The 18,566-nt window shown below is 74.3% G+C and carries 17 protein-coding genes and 1 pseudogene; 8 read left to right on the forward strand and 10 right to left on the reverse strand.

Annotation, left to right across the window (positions count from 1 at the left end; translation table 11 throughout):
• Nucleotides 1–4 precede the first annotated feature (4 nt).
• Both AB0C02_RS03720 and AB0C02_RS03725 read left to right on the forward strand, forming a co-directional pair.
• Entirely contained in the window at nt 5–1,261 is a 1,257-nt protein-coding gene (locus AB0C02_RS03720; protein WP_357540716.1) for a molybdopterin molybdotransferase MoeA, read from the forward strand.
• A 44-nt stretch (nt 1,262–1,305) separates the two neighbouring features.
• Nucleotides 1,306–1,719, forward strand: coding sequence for a molybdenum cofactor biosynthesis protein MoaE (locus AB0C02_RS03725; protein ID WP_357541033.1), 414 nt, complete (start codon nt 1,306–1,308; stop codon nt 1,717–1,719).
• 16 nt (nt 1,720–1,735) lie between these two features.
• On the opposite strand, the pseudogene AB0C02_RS03730 reads toward AB0C02_RS03725, so the two are convergent.
• Both AB0C02_RS03730 and AB0C02_RS03735 read right to left on the reverse strand, forming a co-directional pair.
• A pseudogene (locus AB0C02_RS03730) lies at nt 1,736–3,106 on the reverse strand (glycosyltransferase 87 family protein); the annotation flags it as partial.
• A 201-nt stretch (nt 3,107–3,307) separates the two neighbouring features.
• On the reverse strand, nt 3,308–3,853 hold the full coding sequence (locus AB0C02_RS03735; protein ID WP_357540718.1) for a DoxX family protein: 546 nt from the start codon (nt 3,851–3,853) through the stop codon (nt 3,308–3,310).
• A 147-nt stretch (nt 3,854–4,000) separates the two neighbouring features.
• Here AB0C02_RS03735 and AB0C02_RS03740 point away from each other — a divergent pair, with 147 nt between their 5' ends.
• The gene (locus tag AB0C02_RS03740; RefSeq protein WP_357540720.1) at nt 4,001–4,543 is read left to right on the forward strand and encodes an N-acetyltransferase; all 543 of its coding nucleotides are present in this window, start codon (nt 4,001–4,003) and stop codon (nt 4,541–4,543) included.
• 15 nt (nt 4,544–4,558) lie between these two features.
• On the opposite strand, the gene AB0C02_RS03745 is transcribed toward AB0C02_RS03740, so the two are convergent.
• The gene (locus AB0C02_RS03745; RefSeq protein WP_357540722.1) at nt 4,559–5,794 is read right to left on the reverse strand and encodes an ATP-binding protein; all 1,236 of its coding nucleotides are present in this window, start codon (nt 5,792–5,794) and stop codon (nt 4,559–4,561) included.
• Between the two features lie 135 nt (nt 5,795–5,929).
• Complete coding sequence (locus AB0C02_RS03750; RefSeq protein ID WP_357540723.1) at nt 5,930–6,646, reverse strand: flagellar basal body protein FliL; 717 nt, start codon at nt 6,644–6,646, stop codon at nt 5,930–5,932.
• Between the two features lie 86 nt (nt 6,647–6,732).
• Between AB0C02_RS03750 and AB0C02_RS03755 the strand changes: the two genes are divergently transcribed.
• Together AB0C02_RS03755 and AB0C02_RS03760 are read left to right on the forward strand one after the other, a co-directional pair.
• Complete coding sequence (locus tag AB0C02_RS03755) at nt 6,733–7,791, forward strand: EamA family transporter (protein ID WP_357540725.1); 1,059 nt, start codon at nt 6,733–6,735, stop codon at nt 7,789–7,791.
• Nucleotides 7,792–7,802: 11 nt separating this feature from the next.
• Nucleotides 7,803–8,477: an A24 family peptidase gene (locus AB0C02_RS03760; RefSeq protein ID WP_357540727.1), complete on the forward strand. Its 675-nt coding sequence runs from the start codon at nt 7,803–7,805 to the stop codon at nt 8,475–8,477.
• A gap of 37 nt (nt 8,478–8,514) precedes the next feature.
• Here the strand turns inward: AB0C02_RS03760 and AB0C02_RS03765 are convergent, their stop codons facing one another.
• From AB0C02_RS03765 to AB0C02_RS03785, 5 genes are all read right to left on the reverse strand, one after another.
• Nucleotides 8,515–11,703: a UvrD-helicase domain-containing protein gene (locus AB0C02_RS03765; protein ID WP_357540729.1), complete on the reverse strand. Its 3,189-nt coding sequence runs from the start codon at nt 11,701–11,703 to the stop codon at nt 8,515–8,517.
• A 94-nt stretch (nt 11,704–11,797) separates the two neighbouring features.
• The gene (locus tag AB0C02_RS03770) at nt 11,798–13,120 is read right to left on the reverse strand and encodes a metallophosphoesterase (RefSeq protein ID WP_357540731.1); all 1,323 of its coding nucleotides are present in this window, start codon (nt 13,118–13,120) and stop codon (nt 11,798–11,800) included.
• An 11-nt stretch (nt 13,121–13,131) separates the two neighbouring features.
• Entirely contained in the window at nt 13,132–13,377 is a 246-nt protein-coding gene (locus AB0C02_RS03775) for a MoaD/ThiS family protein (RefSeq protein ID WP_357540733.1), read from the reverse strand.
• A 3-nt stretch (nt 13,378–13,380) separates the two neighbouring features.
• Nucleotides 13,381–14,397 (reverse strand): GTP 3',8-cyclase MoaA, encoded by a 1,017-nt coding sequence (gene moaA, locus AB0C02_RS03780; protein WP_357540735.1) that lies wholly within the window; start codon nt 14,395–14,397, stop codon nt 13,381–13,383.
• Nucleotides 14,394–15,308, reverse strand: a complete 915-nt coding sequence (locus AB0C02_RS03785) for a fructosamine kinase family protein (protein WP_357540737.1) — start codon at nt 15,306–15,308, stop codon at nt 14,394–14,396. The genes moaA and AB0C02_RS03785 overlap by 4 nt, the downstream gene beginning before the upstream one ends.
• A gap of 162 nt (nt 15,309–15,470) precedes the next feature.
• Here AB0C02_RS03785 and AB0C02_RS03790 point away from each other — a divergent pair, with 162 nt between their 5' ends.
• Nucleotides 15,471–16,520: a DUF4192 domain-containing protein gene (locus tag AB0C02_RS03790; RefSeq protein WP_357540738.1), complete on the forward strand. Its 1,050-nt coding sequence runs from the start codon at nt 15,471–15,473 to the stop codon at nt 16,518–16,520.
• 71 nt (nt 16,521–16,591) lie between these two features.
• Here the strand turns inward: AB0C02_RS03790 and fdhD are convergent, their stop codons facing one another.
• Nucleotides 16,592–17,446 carry a formate dehydrogenase accessory sulfurtransferase FdhD gene (fdhD, locus tag AB0C02_RS03795; RefSeq protein ID WP_357540740.1) on the reverse strand — a complete coding sequence of 285 codons (855 nt, stop codon included), beginning with the start codon at nt 17,444–17,446 and terminating at the stop codon, nt 16,592–16,594.
• Nucleotides 17,447–17,646: 200 nt separating this feature from the next.
• Here fdhD and AB0C02_RS03800 point away from each other — a divergent pair, with 200 nt between their 5' ends.
• Nucleotides 17,647–18,243 (forward strand): NTP transferase domain-containing protein, encoded by a 597-nt coding sequence (locus AB0C02_RS03800; RefSeq protein ID WP_357540742.1) that lies wholly within the window; start codon nt 17,647–17,649, stop codon nt 18,241–18,243.
• Nucleotides 18,240–18,497, forward strand: coding sequence for a DUF6457 domain-containing protein (locus tag AB0C02_RS03805; RefSeq protein WP_357540744.1), 258 nt, complete (start codon nt 18,240–18,242; stop codon nt 18,495–18,497). Before AB0C02_RS03800 ends, AB0C02_RS03805 begins: the two co-directional genes overlap by 4 nt.
• Nucleotides 18,498–18,566: the final 69 nt, after the last annotated feature.

Raw genomic sequence — 18,566 nt, forward strand, 5'->3', positions numbered from 1 at the left:
CCGGATGAGCACGAAAACCGCAGCCGCGGTGGCGCAGGTCGCCGCGCCGCCGGTCGGGTGGGAGGAGGCCCGCTCCCGGGCGTACGCGATCGGCCTCGCCGCCGCGCTTCCCGCGGTCGAGCTTCCGCTGGCCGACGCCGACGGCCACACGCTCGCCGAGCCGCTGACCACCCGCACCGACCTGCCCGCGTTCCCCACCTCCAGCGTGGACGGCTGGGCGGTGCGCGGGGACGGCCCGTGGCAGGTCGTCGGTCGAGTGCTCGCCGGGCACACCCCGCCCCCGCTGACCGCCGACGGCACCACCGCCGAGATCGCCACCGGTGCGATGGTGCCGGCGGGCACCACGGCGATCCTGCGGGTCGAGGAGTCGACCCGGACCGGGGATGGCCGGGTGGCCGGTACGCCGCGCCCGGTGCCCGAGTGGCGGCAGCCGGGCGAGGAGGCGTACGCCGGGGAGGAACTGCTGCCCGCCGGCACGCCGGTCGATCCGGCGCTGATCGGCCTGGCCGCGTCCTGCGGGCATGACACGCTGCGGGTTCGCCGCCGGCCGCGCGCCGCGCTGCTGGTCTTCGGCGACGAGCTGCTGACCTCCGGTCCGCCGGGTGCCGGCCGGGTCCGCGACGCCCTCGGCCCGGCGGTCCCCGCCTGGCTGCGCCGGTACGGCTGCCAGGTGCGTCCGGCCGACGTGGTGGGCCCGGTGGCCGACACGCTGTCCGCCCACGTGGCGGCCCTGCGGGGCGCGTTGGCGGACGCCGACCTGATCTGCACCACCGGCGGCACCATGCACGGCCCGGTCGACCACCTGCACCCGGCGCTGGCGGCGCTCGGCGCGGACTACGTGGTCAACACCGTGGCGGTCCGTCCGGGCTTCCCGATGCTGCTGGCCCGGCTGGTGGACGGCGACGGCCGGGTCCGGTTCGTGGCCGGCCTGCCGGGCAACCCGCAGTCGGCCGTCGTCGCGTTGGTCTCGCTGGTCGCGCCGCTGCTCGCCGGCCTGGCGGGCCGGCCGATGCCGGTGCTGCCGGAGGCCACCCTCGCCGCGCCGATCCCCGGCCGGGGCGACTACACGCACCTCGCCCTGGTCCGGCTCGACCGGGTCGCCGGCACCGCCCACCCGCTGCGCCACGTCGGCTCGGCGATGCTGCGCGGTCTGGCCGGGGCGGACGGCTTCGCGGTGATCAGGCCGGGCACCAGCGGCGCGATGGGGGACGGGGTGCCCGTCGTACCGCTGCCGCTGCTCGCCGGGGAGCGGGCGTGGTGAGCCCCGTAGTCGCGAACGAAGAAGGCATCCGCCCGGCCGAGGCGATCGTCATCGGCGCGGTGACCGAGCGGCCGCTCGACCTGGCCGCGCATGAGGCGGCGGTCGCCGACCGCCGGGCCGGCGCGGTGGTCTCCTTTCAGGGCGTGGTCCGCGACCATGACCACGGCCGCGCGGTGACCCTGCTGGAGTACGAGGGCCACCCCACCGCCGAGGCCGTGCTGCGCGAGGTGGCGGCGGAGATCGCCGCCGACCCGCAGGTGTACGCGGTGGCCGTGTCGCACCGGATCGGGCCGTTGGAGATCGGCGAGGTCGCCCTGGTCGCGGCGGTCAGCACCGCCCACCGGGCGGCGGCCTTCGCGGCCTGTGCCCGGCTGGTGGACGAGGTCAAGGCGCGATTGCCGATCTGGAAGCGGCAGGTCTTCGCCGACGGCGCCGAGGAGTGGGTGAACTGCCCCTGACGTCGGCGGTCCGCACTCAGCGGGAGGGCCAGACGGCCAGCGGCGGGCGGTGCGCGGAGCGGGCCAGCCGGTCGTGATAGAACGCCGGGTCGGCACCCGGACGCCAGGGCAGCGCCGCGACCAGCACGATCAGGGCGATCGCCAGGCTGTTCTCCATCAGTGCGCCGAACAGCCCGTCCTGATAGTGGGACACCTCGGGGAGTTGGTGCTCGTACGGCCAGATCGGCGAGATCAGGAAGAGCAGGTAGAGCGTGAGCGCGCCGACCCCGTGCCGCAGGCCGGTGAGTGTGGGATACCAGATAGGCGGACGCAGCGCCGGCACCCCGCCGGTGGGCGGTGTCGCGGCGCCCCGGGGCGGCACACCGCGGCTCGCCTCGCGACGGCGTACCGCGGCGTCGGCCAGCACGATGATCGCCGGGATGACCCAGACCAGGTGGTGCGACCAGGAGATCGGGCTGATCACGTTGGCGGTCAGCCCGACCAGGGTGAACGCGGTCAGTTCATCACCGTCGGCCCGGGCGCTGGCCGCCCGGGACAACCCGAGCGTCAGGATCAGCAACGCGAAGGCCAGCCAGAGCAGGCCGGGTGTTTTCATGGCGTCGTAGAGCCGGGCGAGCAGGCCGGCGAGCGACTGGTTGGCGGTCATGTCCGCGGCGCCGACCCGCTCGGTCTGCCAGAGCACACCGGTGAAGTACGTACGTGACTCCGGCTCGACCAGTGCGAACGTTCCGAGCGTCACGCCGGCGGCGGTGCCGACGGCGGTCATCGCGGCGCGCCACTGCCGGGTGATCATCAAGTACGCGATGAACAGCGCCGGGGTGAGCTTGACCGCGGTGGCCAGACCGATGCCGACCCCGGCCCATGCGCCGCTGTAGACGAACCGGGCCGGCGCCGAGTCGGCGGTCGCCTGGTGGGTGCCCCGCTTCGCCCGCCAGCGCAGGCCGATCAGGTCCGCCATCACCAGTGCGAAGAGCAGCAGGTTGACCTGGCCGTAGCCGAGGGTCTCCCGGGACGGCTCGAGGGCGACGGCCATCGGCGTGGCGAGGCCGACGGTGAACCAGAGTGACCAGCCCAGCCGGTCGACGATCGGGCGCAGCAGCGCGGCCAGTACGACGGCGAGCGCCGCGATGCTGGCCAGCGCGTTCAGCCAGCCGGCGACTTCGACCGGCAGCCGGGACATCGGCAGCATGAGCAGCGCGGCGAAGGGGGGATAGGTGAAGCCCAGGTTCGTCGCGGGGGCGATGAAGTCGTACAGCTCGTGGCCGTTCGCCCACCACACCACGGCACCGTGGTAGATCTTCATGTCGAAGAAGTTGTACGGCCGACCGAAGGCGCCGATGGCGAGCCACGCGGCGTAGGCGACGGCGGCGATGACACCGGCGCGTACGGCTGCTTTGTCTCCGTACCGAGATCGCCCTACCCGTCCAGGTCCCGCACGGAGCCTAGAACGGTGCCTCACGTTACTGCCTCCCGCGTTCTGCGACCGCGTCCGATCCCACACTTGTTCTTGTTGGTTACTGCATCAACGGGGCTCGGGGGGTTCAGGTGATTAGCGGCCTCGCGGGGGTGGTGGCCGCACCGGTAAGGGTCAGCCGGGAACTCGGCGACCGGTGGCCGCCGAGCGTACGGCGATCTTGGCCTCCCGGCGGGCGGTTCGGACCGCGCGCTGCACGGAGCGACGTGAGTGGTTGATCCGGTGGCCCGCGCGCCACCGCAGCCCGGGCTTCCCGCCGGTGTCCGCGGCGGCGAGCAGTAGACCGCCGAGCAGCCCGAGGTTCTTCATGAAGTGGATCTGGTTGTTGCCCCGCGCCGCCGGTTCGTCCATGTTCCAGAAGGCATGACCGGCGATGGTGGTCGGCACCAGGGTGCCGGCGAGGGCGAGCGCGGCGGGTCGGGCGAACCGACCGGTGGCCAGCAACAGCCCGGCGACGACCTGGGTGGCCCCGTTGGCCCGGATCAGCGCCTCGGTGTCGGTCGGGATCCGGGGATGCAGATTTTGGATCATTGGGGCGGCCCAGTCGGTGACCGGCTTCGCGGTGGGCACCAGCCGACCGGGGTTCTTCAGGGTGCGGGCGCCGCTGACCACGAAAATGCCGCTCAACATGACGCGGGCGAGGGTACGCACGGGCTTCATGGCTCAGTCATACCCCGTCGCGGCGGTCGTCACCCCCGCAACACACGAACGGGATCGGCCGACGTGGACGTCCCGAGCCGGGCGGCCGGCGTAACGATTTCAGCGACCGTCGCGGATGGACCGGGTACGCAGGGTAAGGTCGCGCGGGTGACGACGCTGCGACTGCGACCCGAGGATCCGGCCGACGAGGCACCGGTCGCCCGGGTGCTGGCCGGCGCCTTCGCCCGCCCCGACGTGGCCACGCCGCCGGAGGTGGGTCTGGTCGACGAGCTCCGGCGCAGCGAGGACTGGATCCCGGAGCTGGCCATGGTCGCCGAGTACGGCGGCGAGGTGGTTGGCTACGCGCTGCTGACCCGGGTCCGGGTGCGTGCCGACGACAGCGCGTATTCGGCGCTGGCGCTCGGCCCGGTGGCGGTCGCCCCGCACCGGCAGCGGATCGGGCACGGCACGGCTGTGGTCCAGGCGGCCCTGGACGCCGCCACCGAGCTGGACGAACAGCTGGTGGTGGTGCTCGGCGATCCCAACTTCTACCGCCGCTTCGGGTTCAGTCGGGCCGACCGGATGGGGCTGACCAGCCCGTGGTCCGGGCTGGGGGAGCCGTGGCAGGCGCTGGTGCTGCCGCCTGTCGGCGAGGAGCCCGCGCCGCCGCAGGGCGAGGTCGTCTTCCCGCCCCCCTGGTCGAAGGTCTGACTCCGATCCCGGCGCTCAGGCCGGCTGGGTGCGCAGGTACCGGCCGAAGTGCGGGACGGTGAAGGCGACCGTGCCCCGCTCGCCGGAGTAGATCAGCCCCTTTTTGATCAGCGCGTCCCGGGCCGGCGAGAGGCTGGCCGGCTTCCGGCCCAGCGTACGGGCGATCTCCGCGGTGGGCACCGCAGCGTCCATGTCGTCCCGGCCGCTCTCCTCCCCCTCGACCAGGGAGAGGGACGCCATGGCCCGCATGTACTCGCGTTCGGCCGGGGTGGCCCGTTCGAACCGGGAGCCGAAGAAACCGACGGCCAGTTCGGCCTCCGCCTCGGGCGCGGCGACCCGGACGTCGGCGGCGGTGATCGGCGAGCGCGGCGCGTGGTCCCAGGTGGCCTTGCCGTACGCCTGCACGAAGTAGGGGTAGCCCCCGGACTTCTCGTAGAGCAGGTCGAGGGCCTTCTGCTCGTACTCGACCTCCTCCCGGTCGGCCGGCGCGCAGAGCGCCTGGTCGGCGGCGATCCGGTCCAGCCGGTCGATGCGCTGGTAGCGGAAGAGCCGCTCGGAGTACGACTTCGCGGCGCTGAGCACGGCCGGCAGGTGCGGCAGCCCGGCGCCGACGACGATCAGCGGCGCGCCGAGTTGGGACAGCTCGTGGCAGGCGGCGCAGAGCGCGGAGACGTCCTCCGGCCCGAGGTCCTGCATCTCGTCGATGAAGACGGCGATGCCGGTGCCCACGTCGGTGGCGACGGCAGCGGCGTCGGTGAGCAGTTCGACCAGATCGATTTCGATGTCCCCGGAGTCGGCGCGGCCGCTGACGGCCGGCACGTCGATGCCGGGCTGCCAGCGATCGCGCAGCTTCGGAGCCGCCCCGCCGCGACCGCTGGGCGTGGCGCGCTGGGCGAACGCCTTGAGCACGCCGAGGAAGCCGTCGATGCGGTCCGGGGCGCGGTGCCGGGGCGCCAGCTCGCGGACCGCCATGTGCAGCGCGGCGGCGATCGGCCGGCGCAGCGACTGGTCGGGCCGGGCCTCGATCTTGCCGCTGCCCCAGAGATGGTTGATCGCCTGTGAGCGGAGGGTGTTGAGCAGGACGGTCTTGCCGACCCCACGCAGGCCGGTGAGCATCAGGCTGCGTTCGGGGCGGCCCCGGGCGATCCGCTCCAGCACCACGTCGAACACGTCCAGCTCGCGCCCGCGCCCGGCGAGTTCGGGCGGACGCTGGCCGGCGCCGGGGGCGTACGGGTTGCGGACCGGATCCACGAATCGCACAGTATCGGGCCGTCTAGCCGTGGGGCTAGACATCCGTAGATGTGGCTACCGGCGTGTCGGGGCCGTCGAGACAAAACTAGGGCTGTCTAGCCTGGACGCTAGACAGCCCTAGTTTCGGTTATCGGGTCAGCGCCGCTTGAGGCAGAGCACGAAGTCGAGCGAGTCCAACTCGCTGTCGAAGAAGTACCAGTCGGTGTAGCCGTCGACCTTGGCACACTTCGCCTCGGCGTCCTTCTTGCCGCTGGTCGCACCGTCGATCCGGCGCAGCACCTGGTACGTCTTGGCGCCGCACTCGCTGATCACCAGCTTCGGCTGGTCGGCCGCCCCCTCGTTGCGTAGGCACTGCCCCGCCTTCACGAAGCGGGCATCGGTCGAGGACGTCGGGGCCGGCTCCGCGGTGACCGGTCCGGTCGGCTTGCTCGCCGGCCGGCTCGGGTCGCTGCTCGACGGGGCCGGCACGCCGGTGCCGCCAGCCGGGGCCGGCTCGTCCCGACCGAAGAACCAGAACGCCCCGGCGCCGCCGAGCCCGAGCAGCACCAGCACCGCCAGCGCCGCGACCAGCGGCCCCTTGCCGCGCTTCGGCGGGCTCGGCTCGGCGTACGGCGGCTGGACGCCGTATCCGAGATCTGCCGCCGGGTATCCCTGGTGCGGCGCGGGGGCGTCCGGCTGCCCACCGTTCCAGGAAACGGGCGGCTCGTACGGGGTGGCCGGTGGCTCGCCCCAGCCGCGGGGCTGGGCGGCGTACCCGGGGCCGTAGCGCGGGTCGGGGCCGTAGCCGTCCTCCGGTCGCCGTCCACCCCACGGCTCCGGTGAACCGTCGCCCGGTGGTCCGAAATTCGCCATGAACGTCCTCCTGGGTACGCCATTGCCGAGAGGTCGGCCACCAATGGGGGACGCCGACGCCGTGATCACCGTAGCGTGGTTGACCGATGCGCTCCCGTCCCCTGAGTGCGACGCCAGCCGTCGCCCACGCCCCCAACGACAACTCCAGCTCGGCGCGTCTGACGCCGCGCAGCGACCTGGAGCCGTCGGCCGCCCGTCCCGCGCTGCTCTGGACCGCGCTGGTCCTCGTCTATGTGCTCTGGGGCTCGACCTACCTGGGCATCCGGGTCGCGGTCGAGTCGCTGCCGCCGCTCACCTCCGCGGCGTTGCGGTTCGCCGCCGCCGCCGGAGTCCTCGCCCTGGTGCTGCGGTTCCGCCGGGGACCGGGCGCGCTCCGCGTCGACCGGCGGCAGCTCGGGTCCGCCGGGCTGGTCGGCGTGCTGCTGCTCGCCGGCGGCAACGGTCTCGTGGTGCTCGCCGAGTCCGGCCAGGCCGGCGTGGCGCTGCCCTCCGGCATCGCCGCGCTGCTGGTGGCCACCGTCCCGCTGCTGGTCGTGCTGCTACGTACGCTCGGCGGCGACCGGCCCCGGCCGTGGACCTTCGCCGGGGTGACCCTCGGCTTCCTTGGCCTCGTGCTGCTCGTGCTCCCCGTCGACGGGCCGGGAAGCGTGCCGGTGGCCGGCGCGCTCACCGTGGTCGCCGGGGCTGCCTCCTGGTCGATCGGCTCTTTCCTCTCCGGGCGCATCCGGATGCCGGCCGATCCGTTCGTGGCCACCGTCTACGAGATGGTGGCCGGCGCGCTGGCGCTCGCCGTGCTCGCCGGCGCTCGCGGCGAGCTGCGCGACTTCTCGCCCGCCGAGGTGACCGGTCGTTCGTGGGCGGCGCTGGCGTACCTGATGGTGGCCGGCTCGCTGGTCGCCTTCACGGCGTACGTCTGGCTGCTGCACCACGCCCCGATCTCCCTGGTCTCCACCTACGCGTACGTGAACCCGGTGGTCGCGGTGGCGCTCGGCGCGGCGCTCGCTGCGGAGCCGGTCACCCACCAGGTGCTGCTCGGCGGCGCGGTGATCGTCGCCGGGGTGGCGGTGGTGGTGAGCACCGAGCGGCCCCGCAAGGCGGCGGCCGGCCGGGTCGACGGGGCAGCCCCGGTGGCGGCCCGCCGGTAACATCCGGGCGCGTGTCCGCCGGGTTGGTCGCCGTTGCCGCGCTGCTCGGCGCGCTGGCCGGTTGGGCCGCCGGCCCGCTCGCCCATCGCTTCGCCGGGTCGGCGTCTGCTCCGTTTCCCCGGTCGGCATCTGGTCGACAGGTCGCAGTCCGACCCGTCGCGCGGCTCGGAGTGATCGTGGCGGGCGCGGTGGTGTTCGGCGGATTGGCCGCCGCGCGGGGAGCGGCGCCCGAACTGCCGGCGCTGTTGCTGGTGGGCGCGGTCGGACTGGTACTCGCCCTGGTGGATCTGGCCTGCCTTCGGCTGCCTGACCGGTTGGTGGCCCTTGCTGCGGTCGCGGGCGGGCTCGGCCTTGCCGGCGCCGCCCTGGCCGGCGGCAACGTGGACCGCCTGCTCCCCGCTCTGGCCGGTGCGGCCACCTCCTTCGCCGGGTATGTGCTGCTCGCGCTCCTGCCCGGTTCCCGGCTCGGCTTCGGCGACGTCAAGCTCGCCGCCGCGCTGGGCCTGCCGCTCGGCTGGTTGGGCTGGCCGGCCCTGGCGCTCGGCCTGCTCCTGCCGCACCTGCTCAACGGAGTCGTGGTGCTCGCTCTCCTGGCTGCCCGCAAGGTACGCCGGGACACCGCGCTCCCGTTCGGCCCGGCGATCCTGGCCGGTGCCTGGCTGGCGATCCTGCTCGCCTCCGGGTGACCACGGTGCTCTCCGCCCACTCGCCCGGGACACCCGGTCAGAGCAGGCGGAGTTGGCGGTCCTTGGGGCGGCGGGGTGCGGCTTCGCCGAAGCGCTCGAACAGTCCCGGGTCGATGACGTCGAGGAACGGGGACGGACGGCAGTCGCGTTCCGCGCCGTGCCGGCTGCGCCGGGCGGCGTCGCTGACGTACAGCCGGTCCTGGGCCCGGGTCAGGCCGACGAAGAAGAGTCGCCGCTCCTCGGCGACCGCGTCGTCGTCCGGCTCCGCCCCCGGCCAGCGCAGCGGCAGCAGGCCGTCCTCCGCGCCGACCAGAAACACGACCGGGAACTCCAGCCCCTTGGCCGCGTGCAGGGTGAGCAGGGTGACCGCCTCGGCCCGCGGGTCCAGGGCGTCCACCTCCGCCCCGGTGGCGAGCTGGGAGAGGAAGAGCCCGAGATCGTCGCCGCAGCGGCGAGCCAGCGGCGTGAGCAGGTCCACCGCGGTACGCACGTCCTCGGGGCGTACCGAGCCGGTGCCGTCGAGCGTCGGCACGGCGAAGCGGTCCGCCAGGATCTGCCCGGCCAGCCGGACGCGGGCGGTCAACGAACCGTCGAGCCCGGCATTCCGCAGCTCGCGGGCGATCGCCAGCACCCCGGGCCGGTCGCGCAGCCGGTCGTGCGAGCGCTTCTGCACCGGGATGTTGCCCCGGGCCAGGGCGTCCAGGATCGGAGCGGCCTGGGAGTCGGTGCGGTAGAGAACCGCTATGTCGGAGAACGACAGCGAGGTGGACCGGCCGTCGATCCGGCCCGAGTCGAGCGAGCGGTGGGACAGGCCGCCGACCAGCTCGTCGATGGTGCGTACCACGAAGTCGGCCTCGTCGGCGACGGAGGCCGCGGCGTAGCGGCCGACCAGCGGGGCCTCCGGGTCGAGCCGGGCCGGGTCGAGCCGGCGGCCGCGGACCAGCGACGACGGCGCGATGGCCTGCACGGCGGCGGCCAGGATCGGGGCAGAGGAGCGGTAGTTGCGGTTCAGCCGGACCAGCCGGGCGTCGGTGAAGTCCTGGGAGAAGCGCAGGAAGTATCCGACGTCGGCGCCCCGGAACGAGTAGATCGCCTGGTCGGGGTCGCCGATCGCGCAGAGGTTGCCGTCGGCGGGGCTGAGCAGCCGCAGCAGCTCGTACTGGACGGCGTCGACGTCCTGGTATTCGTCGACGAAGATCCACTTCCAGCGCTCGCGGTACTCGCGGACGAGCTTCTTGTCCGCCTTCAGCAGCGCCACCGGCAGGGTGAGCAGCTCGTCCAGGTCGACCAGGTCCCGCTTGCGCAGCAGCGCGGTGTACCGGTCGTCGTCGTCACCGGCCTCGGCGCGGGCGGCGGCCCGCTCGGCTTCGTCGGCGATCCGGAAGTCCGCCGGCAGCCCGGCGGCCTCGGCGTTTTCCCGCAGGATGGTCAGCCCCAGCGAGTGAAACGTGCCGACGGTGACGTCCTCGGCCACCGGACCGAGCAGCCCGTCCAGGCGGTGGCGCAGCTCCTCGGCCGCCCGCCGGGTGAAGGTGATCGCCAGGCACTGGTCCGGGAAGACGTTCAACTCCGCGCACAGGTACGCGATCCGGTGGGTCAGCGTCCGGGTCTTCCCGGTGCCCGGACCAGCCACGATGAGCAGCGGGCCGCCCGGCGCGGAGGCGGCCACCCGCTGCATCGCGTCGAGCCGGTCCAGGAGGCCGGTGCCGACCTCCTCCATGCCGGCGAGCATCGGCTCGAACGGCTCGTGCGGGGAGGGTGCCGGCGCGATCGGAGGCGGAGGCGGTGGAGCCGGCTTCCGCTTCGGTTCGGCCTTGGCCGCCGCCGGGCGGGTGCCCTTCGGTGGCCGCGCCGGCGCCGCGGGCTTCCGCTGCGCGGGCACCGGTACGTCGAAGAGCGTGTCCTGCCCGCCGGATGTCCCGCCGCCCAGCTCGGCCGGGTCGAAGAGGGTGATCACGCCGTACTCGCCGTCGTAGCCGGGGATCCGGTGCACCTCGCCCCGGCGCAGCCGGCCGATGCCCTCGGCGAGCAGCTCGCCGCCGACCCGGCCGATCTCGTCCAGCGGGGTGCTGGTGAGGATCTCCAACTCCGGGCCGAGCGCCGCGATCAGCTCGTTGAGCTTGCCCTCGACCTTCTTCGAGCGGGCGCCCACCTTGTTGATCTCACCGAGGATCTCGGCCAGCGGCACCAGGTGGGTCACCTCGCGGGCGTGCGCCGGCCGATGCCCCTCGGGCCGGTCGGCCAGCTCCTCGATCCGGCTCAGTACGCCCACCGTCAGCGGCTTGCCGCACTCCGGGCACCGTCCCCCGGCCGCCCGGGTCCGCTCCGGCGACCAGTTGACGCCGCAGAGCCGGTGCCCGTCGGCGTGGTACTTGCCCTCTTCCGGGAAGAACTCGATGGTGCCGGCCAGCCCGTCCCCGGTCCGCAGCGCCTCGCGGATCGCGAAGTAGTCGCGCGTCGAGTTGAACACCGTGGCCTCGCGGGCCAGGGCCGGCAGGGAGTGCGCGTCGGAGTTGGACACCAACTGGTAGCGGTCCAGGCTGCCGACCCGCCAGTTCATCGCCGGGTCGGAGGAGAGCCCGGTCTCCACCGCGAAGACGTGCTCGGCGAGGTCGGCATAGCAGTCGGCGATCGCGTCGAAGCCGGACTTCGAACCCAGCGCCGAGAACCAGGGCGTCCAGATGTGCGCCGGCACCAGATAGCCGTCCGGGCTGGCCTCCAGCGTGATCTCCAGCAGATCCCGCGAGTCCAACCCCAGGATCGGCCGGCCGTCCGAACCGAGGTTGCCGATCCGTCCCAGTGCCGCGTTGAACCGGGCCGCCGCGTCCAGGTCCGGCAGGTAGATCAGGTGGTGCACCTTCCGGGTCCGGTCGTCCCGCTTGTAGATCGTGGAGATCTCCACGCTGAGCAGGAATCGGACCGGGTCGGCCTCCGCCGCGTCGGCCAGCCGGGGCGGCAGCTGGCGGGCGACGTCCCGCTCCGCCTCGGGGCTGAGCCGGAACAGGCCAGGCTCGGCCGGGTGCAGCGTCTCGCGCAGGTGGTCGTACCAGGCGGGATGGGTGAAGTCGCCGGTGCCGAGCACGCCGAGGCCCTTGCGCCGGGCCCACCGAGCCAGGTTCGGCAGGGTCAGATCGCGGCTGCACGCGCGCGAGTACTTCGAGTGGATGTGCAGATCCGCGACGAACGGCGAAAGGCCACCGGGGGGTGCTGCGCTGAACGGAGGCACGCCGCATCCTGTCATGCCCGATCCCCCGCCCGCCCGCCGCCACGCGTACTCGTGACCTGAGCAATCCGGTGCTGGACTGCGCGACCCGTCCGCGCTATGCGGCGCGCAGCTCGACCAGAGTCACCTGCGGCGGCGCGCCGACCCGGACCGGCGGACCCCAGAAGCCGGCGCCGTTGGTCACGTAGACCTTGGTGCCGTCCACCTCACCGAGGCCGGAGACCACCGGCTGCTGAAGCCCGACCAGCAGGTTGAACGGTGCCATCTGGCCGCCGTGGGTGTGCCCGGAGAGCTGCAGGTCCACGCCGAACTTCGCCGCCTCGTGGGCGGCCACCGGCTGGTGGGCCAGCAGCACCACCGGGCGGCTAGGGTCCCGGTCGCCGAGGGCGGCGGCGTAGTCGGCGGGGGCGGCCAGCCCGGTGCCGGCAGCGGTCACGTCGTTCACCCCGGCCAGGTCCAGGACGCCACCCCGGGCGTGGATCTCCTGGCGCTCGTTCTGGAGCACCCGCAGGCCGAGCCGGTCCACCTCGCGGACCCACTCCTCCACGCCGGAGTAGTACTCGTGGTTGCCGGTCACGAAGAAGTTGCCGTACCGGGACCGCAGATCACGCAGTGGTTCCGCCGCCTCGCCCAGCTCGGCCACCGAGCCGTCGACCAGGTCGCCGACCACCGCCACCAGGTCGGCGTCGAGCCGATTGATCATCGCCACGATCCGCTCGGTGTGCGCGCGACCGCGCAGCGGCCCGAGGTGGATGTCGGAGACGGTGGCGATCCGCAGCCCGTCCATGCTGCGGGGCAGCTTGGCCAGCGGGATACGCACCCGGTCCAGCTGCGGTGGGCCCATCGCGGTACGGACGCCGTACCCGGTGACCCCGGCGGCGGTGAGCCCGGCGAAGATCGCAGCCCCCCGGGCGAGCAGCAGCCGCCGGGACGGGTCGTGCTCCGGCCGCGTGGCGGCCGGCGGGTCGACGGGGTTCTCGGCCGGCTGCGCGGCGGCGGCATTCTCGGCCGGTTGCGCGGCGGCCAGGATGTCAACCGGCGACCCGGCGGCGCCGGCGGAGTCGCCCGCTGCGACGAGGGCCGGTTTCGGCGCGGCGGTGGTGGGCTCGGCGCGCCGGGCCTGCCGGCGCAGCGCCAGCCTCGCCACCGCCATCGGCACTTCCAGCACCAGCAGCAGCACCAGCAGGTAGAACATCAGGGCCAGCCAGAGGTAGCCCGGCCCGGCCAGCCAAAACATCCCAAACCGGGTGCCCACCAGAGTGACCGGCAGCAACAGCGCCAGCAGCAGCGCGACCACCCCGCCGACCCGCCGCCAGCGCCCCGGACCGGTGGTGTCCCGGACCAGCCGCTTCCACAGGTAGAGGTGGATCAGCGCGACGACGAGCACGGCGAAGCCCAGGAACGTGACCATCGCCAACACGGAACCCTCCCTCATCCGCCCGCGAACGGCGGCAGCACGTCAACGGTCGCCCCGGCCGGCAGCAGCACCCGACGATCGTGGCAGGCCACCCCGTCGACCAGGAAGCTCGCCGCCGTCAGCACGGCGGAGAGCCGCTCGCCGTGCCGCGCGGCCAACTCGTCGACAAGCTCGTCGAGCGACCGGCCGGCTGACGTGGTCTCCTCGGTGCGGCCGGCGGCGGCCCGCGCCCCGGCGAAGTAGCGGACGGTGAGCTGCACCGATCAGCCTCCAATCGCTGACATCGGGCGGGCGGGTTGCAGGAACGCCGGCTCGTCGATGCCGTGCCCGGCCCGCTTGCCCCACATCGCGCCACGCCAGCGCCGGGCCAGCTCGGCGTCGTCCGCCCCGGCGCGCAGCGCGCCGCGCAGGTCGGCCTCCTCGTTGGCGAAGAGGCACGTGCGGACCTGGCCGTCGGCGGTGAGCCGGGTACGGTCGCAGTCGCCGCAGAACGGGCGGGTCACGCTGCCGATCACCCCGACCCGGGCCGGGCCGTCGTCCACCAGCCAGGTCTCGGCCGGTGCCGCACCCCGCTCGGCCGGGTCCTCGCTCAGGTCGAACTCGGCGCGCAGGGCGGCGAGGATCTCGTCGGCGGTGACCATCGCGGCGCGGTCCCAGCCGTGCTGGGCGTCGAGCGGCATCTGCTCGATGAGGCGCAGCTCGTAGCCGTGGGCCAGGGCGAACCGGAGCAGCGCGGGTGCCTCGTCGTCGTTGACCCCGCGCATCAGCACCGCGTTGACCTTGACCGGGGCCAGCCCGGCGGCCGCCGCACCGGCCAGCCCGGCGAGCACGTCAGCCAGCCGGTCCCGCCGGGTCAGCTCGGTGAACCGGGCCCGGTCCAGGGTGTCCAGCGACACGTTCACCCGGTCGAGGCCGACGGCCCGCAGGGCGGGCGCGAGGCGGGCCAGCCCGAGGCCGTTGGTGGTCAGCGAGATCCGGGGCCGGGGCTTCAGCCCGGCCACCGCCGACACGATGCCGACCAGGCCGGGGCGGATCAGCGGCTCCCCGCCGGTGAAACGGACCTCGGTGACGCCGAGCCGGTGCACCGCGACCCGGATCAGCCGGACGATCTCGTCGTCCGTGAGCAGCTCCGGCCCGGCCAGCCAGGGCAGCCCCTCGGCCGGCATGCAGTAGGTGCAGCGCAGGTTGCAGCGGTCGGTCAGCGAGACCCGTAGGTCCCGGGCGACGCGGCCGTACCGGTCGACGAGGACCCCGTCGGTCGTCGTCGGGGCGGCGGTCACCCGTCGACCGTAGCGTGTCCGGCACTCCGGAGCGCCGCGCGGGCCGCGGAGCCCACCGCGTCCGCGTACGCCCCGCCGAACAGCGCGGTGTGCACCAGCAGCAGCTGGACCTGGTGCAGCGGCACCCGCTCCCGCCAGCCGTCCGCCAGCGGCCACACCTCGTGATAGGCGGCGAGAATCCGGTCCAGGTGCGGCGGGCCGCCGAAGAGCGCGAGCTGGGCCAGATCCGTCTCGCGGTGCCCGCCGTGCGCGGCCGGATCGACCAGCCACACCCGGTCGTCGACCCCCCAGAGCAGGTTGCCCGGCCAGAGGTCGCCGTGGAGCCGGGCCGGCGGCTCGTCGCCGCCGAGCTCACCGATCCGGTCGATCAGCTCCTCGACCAGGTCGGCCTCCGCGCTCGCGAGCGCGCCGTTGTCGACCGACATCCGCAGGTACGGCAGCAGCCGCCGACGAGCGAACCACTCCGGCCACGGGCCCGGGTCCGGCGTGTTGTCCTGCGGCAGCGCGCCGATGAATCCGGCCCACTCGGCGCCGAACGCCGATGCCCCGGCCCGGTGCAGACCGGCCAGCTCGCGCCCGAACCGCTCGGCCGCCGCCGGCGTCGGCTCGCCGGGGTCGACCCAGTCGAGCGCCAGCAGCTCCGGCAGCGCCACGATCACCTCCGGTACGGCGACCGTGCCCGCCGCGCGCAGCCAGCGCAGCCCGGCCGCCTCGGCGGCGAAGAAGCCCTCGGGGATTGGCCGCCCCGCGCGCTCGGGCCAGGTCTTGGCGAAGACCGAGTGCCCGTCGTCGAGGGTGAGCCGGGACGCGGCGCAGCTGTCCCCGCCGGAAACCGGCGTCTCCCGGATCCGCTGATGGGTCAGGAAGGTCGGCAGGTGCTCCGGGTGCGCTCGCAGGTACGCCAGGTCCATGAGCGCAAGGTATCCGCTCCCGCCGCTCGCCGTGGGTCGTGCGCCGTCCCGGCACCTGACCGTACGGCGCTCACCTGCGCCAATACTCTCCGTATCTGTGGACGAACCGCGTGTCGTCCACAGGGTCTGTCGAGCCGAGGGCAGCCGGCGCACGCTGCCGGCATGACACCGACCGACCAGCCCCGGCTCGCCGTCCGCTCACCCGCCGACCTCATCGCCGCCGTGCCGTACCTGCTCGGCTTCCACCCCACCGACAGCGTGGTCGTGGTGGCGCTGCGCGGCCGCCAGGTCGTCTTCGCCGCCCGGGGCGACCTGCCCGAGCCGGGCACCGACCCTCGGCCCGCCGCCCGGCATCTGGCGCAGGTCGTCGCCCGGCAGGACGCCGAGTCCGCCACCGTGATCGGCTACGGGCCGGCCGCCCGGGTGACCGGAGCGGTCGACGCGGTCGGTGCGGCCCTGGACGCGTCCGGACTGCTCGTCCTCGACGCGCTACGGGTCACCGACGGGCGGTGGTGGTCCTACCTCTGCACCGAGCCGGAGTGCTGCCCCCTCGACGGCACCGCGTACGACCCGCAGGCCAGCGAGGTCAGCGCGGCGGCCGTCTTCGCCGGCCAGGTGGCCCTGCCCGACCGGGCCGCGCTGACCGCGCAGGTGTCCCCGCTCGACGGGCCGATCCGGGTCGCCATGCACCGGGCCACCGCACGGGCCCGGCGCCGCTTGGCCGAGCTGACCGAGAAGGCTGCCGGGACCGCGCAGGTCGGCGGGTCAGTCCGCTCGGCCGGGGTGGCGGCGGTGCGCGGCGCATTCCACCGCCACCGACGCGGCGAGCGGCTGGGCGACGACGAGGTGGCCTGGCTGACCGTGCTCCTCACCCACCTTCCGGTGCGCGACCACGCCTGGGAACGCACCGACGGGCGGGACACCGACATCAGCCTCTGGACGGAGGTGCTGCGCCGGGCCGAGCCGGAGCTGATCGCCGCTCCGGGTAGCCTGCTCGCCTTCGCGGCCTGGCGGGCAGGACAGGGTGCCCTGGCCGCGGTGGCCCTGGAACGGGTGCTCGCCGCCCACCCCGACTATTCGCTCGCGCTGCTCCTGGACGACATGCTCCGCCGTGGGCTGCCCCCGTCCGAGCTGGACGGCTGGCCCACGGTCGATTCCCCCGAGGTGATCCGCCGCCGGCCCCGCCGCCCCCGCCGGCCAGCCCGGCCATGATCGTGGCTGCGCAGCTGTTCGACACGCCGCCAAACCTCCAGCCCGACTGTCAACGATCGCGACCCGGGAAGCTATCCCTTGATCCGCTGCGCGCCCGCGTAGACGTTCATCGTCCGGCCGCGCAGGAAGCCGACCAGGGTCATCCCGGCCTCCTCGGCAAGCTCGGCCGCGAGGGTGCTCGGCGCGGAGACGGCCGCCAGCAGCGGCACACCGGCCATCCACGCCTTCTGGGTCAGCTCGAAGCTGGCCCGGCCGGAGACCAGCAGCACGTGCCCGGCCAGCGGCAGCCGGCGTTCCCGGACCGCCCAGCCGACCACCTTGTCCACCGCGTTGTGCCGGCCGACGTCCTCGCGCGCCACCACCAGCTCACCGTCGGCCGTGAACAGGCCGGCCGCGTGCAGGCCGCCGGTCCGGTCGAAGGCGCGCTGCGCCGCGCGCAGCCGGTCCGGAAGGGCGGCCAGCGCCTCCGCGGTCACGCTGAGCGCGTCGTCCCGCACGGCGAACCGCGACCGGGTGCGTACGGCGTCGATGCTGGCCTTGCCGCACACCCCGCACGAACTGGTCGTGTAGAAGTTGCGGGCTGGGTCGGTGGCGGGCTCCGGTACGCCCGGTGCCAGCACCACGTCGACCACGTTGTAGGTGTTCGGCGTTTCCGCGCCGGCGCAGAGCTGCGCGGTGTGCACGTCGTCGGCCGAGCGGATCAGCCCCTCGGTGAGCAGGAACCCGATCGCCAGGTCCAGGTCGTCACCGGGGGTGCGCATGGTCACCGCAAGCGGCTTCCGCCGGCCCGGGCCCGCCGGCCCGACGCGGATCTCCAGCGGCTCCTCCACCGCCAGGGTGTCCGGCCGCCGTACCTGGCTACGCCCGTCGGCCGCCCCGTCGAGGTCGATCCGGAGCACGCCACGCCGGTCAGTCGCCCGTCCCATCCCGCCATCCTGCCTCGCCAGGCCGGCCACCCGCACGCCGACGTCGCTCCCGCCCGGCACCTGCGGGGCCGCGCGTCGCCGCATGATCCACTCAGGTTGCGGCAGGTTGTGGCATCCTGCGCCCGCAAGGCCCCAACCTGCCGCACATTGCGCCGGCCGGCCCCTGCCCGGCCGGCTTTCGGGGCGGTTAGCGTGGCCGGGTGGCGTACGCGGCGGTGGTGCTCTCGGGGGGCGCGGCCCGGCGCATGGGCGGGGTGGACAAGCCTGCGCGGCCGGTCGGCGGCCGGTCGATGCTGCACCGGGTGCTGGCTGCGGTCGTCGACGCCGCGCCGCGGATCGTGGTCGGCCCCGCCGGCCCGCTACCCGCCGGCGTACGGGTGACCCGCGAGGCACCGCCCGGCGGTGGCCCGGTCGCCGCCACCGCCGCGGGGCTGGCCCGCCTCGGCCCCGGCACGACCACCATCGCCCTGCTCGCCGCGGATCTGCCGCTGCTGACCCCGGCGGCGGTGACCGACCTGCGGCGCGTGCTGGAGGGGTCGGGCGCCGACGTTGCCTGCTACGTGGACGGTGACGGCCGCAGGCAGCAGCTCTGCGGGGTGTGGCGGGCGGCCGCGCTGCGGGCCGCGGTCGACCGGCTGGCGGTCGAGCGGGGCGGCACGGTCGACGGGGCCCCGGTGCGCGGGCTGCTGGCCGGGGCGGACGTACGGGAGGTCACGTGGTCCGGGTTCGGGCCGCCGCCCTGGTTCGACTGCGACACTGACGAGGACGTACGCCGGGCCGAGGAGTGGACACGATGACGGTGATGGACGACTGGGTCACGGCGGCCTGCGCCGAGCTGGGGATAGACCCGGGCGAGGTGTCGGTGCCGGTCGTGCTCGACCTGGCGAAGGACGTGGCCCATCAGGTGCTGCGCCCGGGCGCGCCGGTCACCGCGTACCTGTTGGGGGTGGCCGTGGGGCGGGGGGCCGACCAGGCCGCGACGGCCGCCCGGCTCAGCGAGCTGGCCGGCACCTGGCCGGTCGAGCTGGACGGGACCGGGCCGACCGGGTAGCTCGCCCGGGCGGGGGTGTCCGATCCCGGTCCGGCGTGATTCGTCTGTCACGGCCCGTGGGTAGGGTGG

It is taken from the genome of Micromonospora sp. NPDC048999 (assembly GCF_040649295.1).
Lineage (GTDB): Bacteria > Actinomycetota > Actinomycetes > Mycobacteriales > Micromonosporaceae > Micromonospora.